Below are 5,190 nucleotides of genomic sequence, written 5' to 3'. Positions count from 1 at the left end.
GCGACGACCTTTGCGCATCTGGATGCGACCACGGTGCTCAGCCGTGCGATCACGGAGCTGGGGATTTACCCGGCGGTAGACCCGCTGGAGTCCACGTCCCGGATCATGGACCCGCTAATCCTGGGGGAGGAGCATTACCAGACCGCCCGTGGAGTGCAGGAGGTGCTGCAGAAATATAAGGACCTGCAGGACATCATCGCGATCCTGGGGATGGAGGAGCTGTCGGAGGAAGATAAGCTGACGGTAGCCCGCGCAAGGAAGCTGCAGCGGTTCCTGTCCCAGCCGTTCTATGTGGCGGAGCAGTTTACGGGGATGGCCGGGAAGTACGTGCCGCTGAAAGAAACCATCCGGGGCTTTAAAGAGATCCTGGAAGGCAGGCACGATGAGATTCCGGAATCCATGTTCCTGTTTGCAGGAGGGATTGACGACGTAACGGAGAAGTACGCCCAGGGGCAGACCGCATAAGGGAGGCCCGGAAGCGGACCGTGTGCAGAAGGAGGCTTAGGGCGGATGGCAGCAAAAAGTTTTTTATTAAAGATTGTAACCCCGCAGCAGTTATTCTATTCCGGGGAAGTGGAGATGGTCGTGGTAGAGCAAGCCTCGGGGCAGGAGGGCTACATGGCAGGGCACAGCCCGGCCCTGAAGCGCCTGGAAAAGGGCGAGGTAAAGATCCGGGAGGCAGAGGGGAAAGAGCCCCGCATCGTGCAGATCCCGGGGGGCCATATCCACGTGGGAAAGACCATGGCAGTCTATACCAGATATGCCGGCTGGAAGGCGGGGGAATAAAAGCAGAGTTCATGCCTGTGAAATAAAAAAGAGGCGCGCAGATATTATACAGTATGTATCCTGCGCGCCATTTTAGAAGCAAAAAGCAGGGGAACCGCAACCATTTAGACAGGTCTGCCTGAACGGCTGCGGAAAATTCGTAGGAAACCGATGAGGTGATGGGATGTTCATTGTTTTGTTTGTACTGTGGATTATATTAAACGGCAGGATTACATTGGAAATTGCAATATTTGGCGCGGTGATCTGCGGCGCCTTATATTTGTTCTTATATAAATTTATGGAGTACTCCCCGAAGCGGGAGCTGGTGATTGTAAGGTGCACCGGGAAGATCTTAAAGTATGTGGTGTTCCTGGTGGTGGAAGTGATCAAGGCGGCCCTGGCGGTGTCGAAGCTGGTCCTGGAGTTTGACCGGGAGCCGGAGCCGGTGCTTGTCCGTTTTAAAACCGGGATCCGGACCCAGACGGGGCAGACGGTGCTGGCCAATTCCATCACCCTGACCCCGGGGACGATCACCGCAGACCTGGAGGAGGGGAACTACATCGTGCACAGCCTGGACCGGGAATACGCGGTGGGGATCCACGAATCGGGCTTTGTGGAAAAGCTTGTGGAGCTGGAGGCTGCGGCAGAGGGAGGAGGAAAAGGTGATGTTTCATGACATCCCCGTATTGGGGGCATTGAGTGAGAAGTTTTTAATCGTGGTGCTGGCAGTGCTCTGCGTGATGTTCCTCCTGTGCCTGCTGCGCCTGGTGCTGGGGCCGTCGGTGGCAGACCGCCTGCTGGCGGTGAACATGCTGGGCGGGATCGTGACTGCGGCCATCGCGCTGCTGGGCCTGCTGCTGGAGGAATCCTACCTGCTGGACATCAGCCTGATTTACGGCCTGATCAGTTTCCTGGGGGTGGTGATCCTGTCGCAGATCTATATCGGGGCCTGCCGTGCACGCAATGAGAAACGAAAAAAGAGGGAGGAGGGAGCGCTGGATGATGGTTCTTGAATGGATCCGCTTTCTGGCAGGCGCCGTATGCATGGCAGCGGGGCTTGTCTTTTATATCATACAGTTTATCGGTGTTTTCCGGTTCAAATATGTGCTGAACCGGATGCACGCAGCGGCCATCGGGGATACCCTGGGCTGCGGGCTGATGCTGCTGGGTGCGGTGGTTTTCAATGGGTTCACCTTCCCGAGTGTTAAGATCCTGTTTCTGATCGTATTCCTCTGGATGACCTCCCCGGTTGCGGCCCATATGGTGGTGAAGCTGGAAGTGCTGTCCCGGGAAAAGATGGAGGACTGCTGTCCGGTGGAAGCAGCGGAAGAGTTGGAGGAGTGCTGCCCGTCAGAAGCAGGGGAAGCTGTGGAAGAGGGCTGCCTGTCAGAAACGGCGGGAGATAAGAAAACGTGCTGCCCGCCAGAACAGGTAGAAGAGATAAAGGAGGGGGAAGCATGACAGTCATTACCTGGATCTTATTGGTGTTTCTGGTGCTGTGCGCGGCAGCGGTCAGCTTCCATAAGAACCTGTTGAATTCCATCCTGATTTTTATGGCCTACAGCCTGATCATGTCGATCCTTTGGATGATCATGGAGTCGCCGGACCTGGCGATTACGGAGGCGGCGGTAGGCGCGGGAGTGACGTCCCTTTTATTTTTTGTAACTTTGAAGAAGATCAAAGGGATCTCGGCTGAGAAGGATGACGAAAAGGAGAAGGAAGAATGAGCAGAAAACGTCCGCAGGAGGAGTACAGCGAAAGCCTGGCCGGCCGGTTCAAGCGGTGGCTGGACGGGGAAAAGGACCCCTTTGTGGGATCCCTGGAGATGAAGCCCCCGGCCCCGGTGCAGGAGCCAGAGGAGCCGTATGGTCCCTCCGACTATGAAGCGATCAGAAAAAAGAGCCGGGACTATCCCCGGAATAAAAGGCTGAAAGGGTATGGGCATGTGTACCGCACGGTGAGCGTGGTGGTGTGCCTGCTGCTGATAGGGATCCTGGTGTATGCGGTGTCCTTCCTCCCCTCCGTGGGGGCAGAGTCCAACCCAACCAATAATGAAGTGCCTGCGCGTTATATTACCCAGGGGCTGGAGGAGACGGGTTCCGTGAACCTGGTGACGGGGATGATCCTGACGTACCGTGCCTTTGATACCTTTGGGGAGACCACGGTGCTGTTTATCGCGACCTGCTGCGTCATGATCCTTTTGATGGTGGAGAATGAGGAGAAGCGCAGGAAACTGAAGCTGGATGACTACGGCCTGGAGCCTCTGGAGGACACGGTGCTGAAGAAGGTGGCAAAGGTGGTATGCCCGGTGATTTTTTTATTTGGGATCTATATCATCTTAAACGGGCACCTGTCACCGGGGGGCGGGTTCTCGGGGGGCGCGGTGATCGGCGCGGGGATGATCCTTTACGCGGCGTCTTTCGGGTTTCCCAGAACCCAGAGGTTCTTCAATGAAAAGATCTATGTCATCGTGAAGGTGACAGCCCTGCTGCTCTACGGCCTGATCGCCCTGCACTTTTTCTACACGGGGGCAAACGGGCTGGAACACCTTTTCCCGCTGGGAAAGCCGGGAGCTATTTTAAGCGGGGGGATCATCCTGCCCATCAATATCTGTGTGGGGACAGAGGTGGCATGTACAATCTATGCATTTTATGCATTGTTCCGGAGAGGGGGGCTGTAAGATGGGAAGCCATTTAACGGCAAATTTCATAGAGGTGGTGGCCGTCATTTTGTTTGGGATCGGGTTTACGGACCTGTTCCTGCATAAGAACCTGATCAAAAAGATCATCGGCCTGAACATTATGGACACGGCGGTGTACCTTTTCCTTGCGGTAAAGGGGTACATCAAGGGGCTCAAAGCGCCCATCATCGTGGACGGGGTGCAAAGTGTGGACGCCTACATCAACCCGGTGCCCAGCGGGCTTGTGCTGACGGGGATCGTGGTGTCGGTGTCGGTGACGGCGCTGCTGCTGGCGCTGACCATCTGCCTGTATCAGAGATACCACACGTTGGACCTGGATAAGATATCGCTCAAGATAAGGGAGAAGGAAGAATGAGTTTTGTACAGAATGTGCCCTGTTTTTCGATTTTAGCCGCCATGTTTGCCGCAATCATTACGTCCGCGCTGAAAGGGAAAGCGGCCCGGCGGCTCAGCCTGTGCATGACGGGGGCAGTGGGGGTGATGTCCGCCTTCCTGCTGGCGTTTTTGATGGGGACGGGGGAGAGCTATGTGTATGTGATGGGCCGCTTCCCGGCGCCCTGGGGGAACGAACTGCGTGCGGGCATGCTGGAGGCTGCCATGGCGCTGTTGTTCTGCGTGATTATGCTGCTGGCTTTGTGGGGCGGCATGGAAGAGGCGCGCAGGGACCTGGAAGCGGATAAGGCGAATTTTTACTATATCATGGCGGACCTGATGCTGGCGTCCAACCTGGCGCTGGTATACACCAATGACTTCTTTACCGCCTATGTGTTTGTGGAGATCAATACCATTGCGGCCTGCGGGCTGATCCTGGGGAAATTCAATGACCTGACCATTGCGGCGGGGGTGCGCTACATGATCATGAGCCTCATGGGCTCGGGGCTTTTGCTGCTTGGCATCAGCTTCTTCTACGATATGACCGGGCACCTGCTCCTGAGCAACATCAAGGAGAGCATCCTGCTGCTGTGGCAGACCGGGGAGTACCGGGTGCCGCTGATCGTGACCATCGGCCTGGTGAGCGTGGGGCTTGCCATTAAGAGCGCCCTGTGGCCCTTCCATGCGTGGCTGCCCAATGCCTATGGGAATGCCACGGCGTCCTCATCGGCCATGCTTTCCAGTATCGTATCCAAAGGATATATCTTCCTGCTGGTGAAGATCATCTACCGGGTGACGGGGGCGGAAGTGTTTGCGGGAAGCGGGATCATCAATGTGCTGTTTGTATTCGGGATCATCGGCATGGTGCTGGGATCCCTGGATGCGGTGCGGCAGAAGAACCTGCGGAGGATGGTTGCCTATTCCTCCGTGGCACAGATTGGTTATATTTTCATGGGCATCGGCCTGGGCTCAGCGGCGGGGACCGAGGCGGGGCTTTACCACATCTTCGCCCATGCGGCGGCAAAATCCCTGGTGTTTGTGGCGGCCTTCGGCCTGATCAAGGTGTCTGCGGGGAACGCGGATATCCAGGGGCTTCGGGGAGCCGGGTTCCGCAATAAAGCAGCGGGTGTGGGCTTTGTGGCCGGCTCGCTGTCCATGGTGGGCATCCCGGGGTTCGGCGGGTTTGTCAGCAAGCTGATGTTTGCGGAGGCATCCCTGGAAAGGCCGGCCTATGCGGTGGTGGTGCTGGCGGCGCTGGCGGTGAGCACGGTGCTCAATGCGATTTATTTTATGAGAGTGGTCCTGATCCTGTATACCCCGCTGACAGCGGAGAAAGCGGCGGGGATGAAAGA

General features: G+C 56.7%; 8 protein-coding genes and 1 pseudogene. All 9 read left to right on the top strand.

All coding sequences use genetic code 11. From position 1 onward, the window contains the following. A pseudogene (locus tag ARB69_RS08935) lies at positions 1-465 on the top strand (F0F1 ATP synthase subunit beta); the annotation flags it as partial. 45 nt (positions 466-510) lie between these two features. Next, positions 511-786: a hypothetical protein gene (locus ARB69_RS08930; RefSeq protein WP_025657867.1), complete on the top strand. Its 276-nt coding sequence runs from the start codon at positions 511-513 to the stop codon at positions 784-786. 163 nt (positions 787-949) lie between these two features. Next, positions 950-1,441, top strand: coding sequence for a Na+/H+ antiporter subunit E (locus ARB69_RS08925; RefSeq protein WP_025657866.1), 492 nt, complete (start codon positions 950-952; stop codon positions 1,439-1,441). Further along, positions 1,431-1,778 carry a monovalent cation/H+ antiporter complex subunit F gene (locus ARB69_RS08920; RefSeq protein WP_049915940.1) on the top strand — a complete coding sequence of 116 codons (348 nt, stop codon included), beginning with the start codon at positions 1,431-1,433 and terminating at the stop codon, positions 1,776-1,778. The genes ARB69_RS08925 and ARB69_RS08920 overlap by 11 nt, the downstream gene beginning before the upstream one ends. After that, on the top strand, positions 1,765-2,226 hold the full coding sequence (locus tag ARB69_RS08915) for a cation:proton antiporter (protein WP_242857570.1): 462 nt from the start codon (positions 1,765-1,767) through the stop codon (positions 2,224-2,226). The genes ARB69_RS08920 and ARB69_RS08915 overlap by 14 nt, the downstream gene beginning before the upstream one ends. Beyond that, positions 2,223-2,492, top strand: a complete 270-nt coding sequence (locus tag ARB69_RS08910) for a hydrogenase subunit MbhD domain-containing protein (RefSeq protein ID WP_025657863.1) — start codon at positions 2,223-2,225, stop codon at positions 2,490-2,492. Before ARB69_RS08915 ends, ARB69_RS08910 begins: the two co-directional genes overlap by 4 nt. After that, on the top strand, positions 2,489-3,445 hold the full coding sequence (gene mbhE / locus ARB69_RS08905) for a hydrogen gas-evolving membrane-bound hydrogenase subunit E (RefSeq protein WP_055152694.1): 957 nt from the start codon (positions 2,489-2,491) through the stop codon (positions 3,443-3,445). The genes ARB69_RS08910 and mbhE overlap by 4 nt, the downstream gene beginning before the upstream one ends. A gap of 1 nt (position 3,446) precedes the next feature. Continuing rightward, positions 3,447-3,821: a sodium:proton antiporter gene (locus tag ARB69_RS08900; protein WP_050642684.1), complete on the top strand. Its 375-nt coding sequence runs from the start codon at positions 3,447-3,449 to the stop codon at positions 3,819-3,821. Then, positions 3,818-5,190 (top strand): complex I subunit 5 family protein (locus tag ARB69_RS08895; protein ID WP_167702488.1); only part of this gene is annotated, 1,373 nt, incomplete at its 3' end. The genes ARB69_RS08900 and ARB69_RS08895, both read left to right, overlap by 4 nt.

Source organism: Faecalicatena contorta, assembly GCF_001404335.1.
GTDB classification, from domain to species: Bacteria; Bacillota; Clostridia; order Lachnospirales; family Lachnospiraceae; genus Faecalicatena; species Faecalicatena contortus_B.
This window is presented reverse-complemented; position numbering and strand designations above follow the sequence as displayed.

Bases quoted from the DNA above. Each gene is read 5' to 3' on its own strand.
- ARB69_RS08930 (WP_025657867.1), top strand. From the start codon at position 511: ATGGCAGCAAAAAGTTTTTTATTAAAGATTGTAACCCCGCAGCAGTTA.
- ARB69_RS08925 (WP_025657866.1), top strand. From the start codon at position 950: ATGTTCATTGTTTTGTTTGTACTGTGGATTATATTAAACGGCAGGATT.
- ARB69_RS08920 (WP_049915940.1), top strand. From the start codon at position 1,431: ATGTTTCATGACATCCCCGTATTGGGGGCATTGAGTGAGAAGTTTTTA.
- ARB69_RS08915 (WP_242857570.1), top strand. From the start codon at position 1,765: ATGATGGTTCTTGAATGGATCCGCTTTCTGGCAGGCGCCGTATGCATG.
- ARB69_RS08910 (WP_025657863.1), top strand. From the start codon at position 2,223: ATGACAGTCATTACCTGGATCTTATTGGTGTTTCTGGTGCTGTGCGCG.
- mbhE (WP_055152694.1), top strand. From the start codon at position 2,489: ATGAGCAGAAAACGTCCGCAGGAGGAGTACAGCGAAAGCCTGGCCGGC.
- ARB69_RS08900 (WP_050642684.1), top strand. From the start codon at position 3,447: ATGGGAAGCCATTTAACGGCAAATTTCATAGAGGTGGTGGCCGTCATT.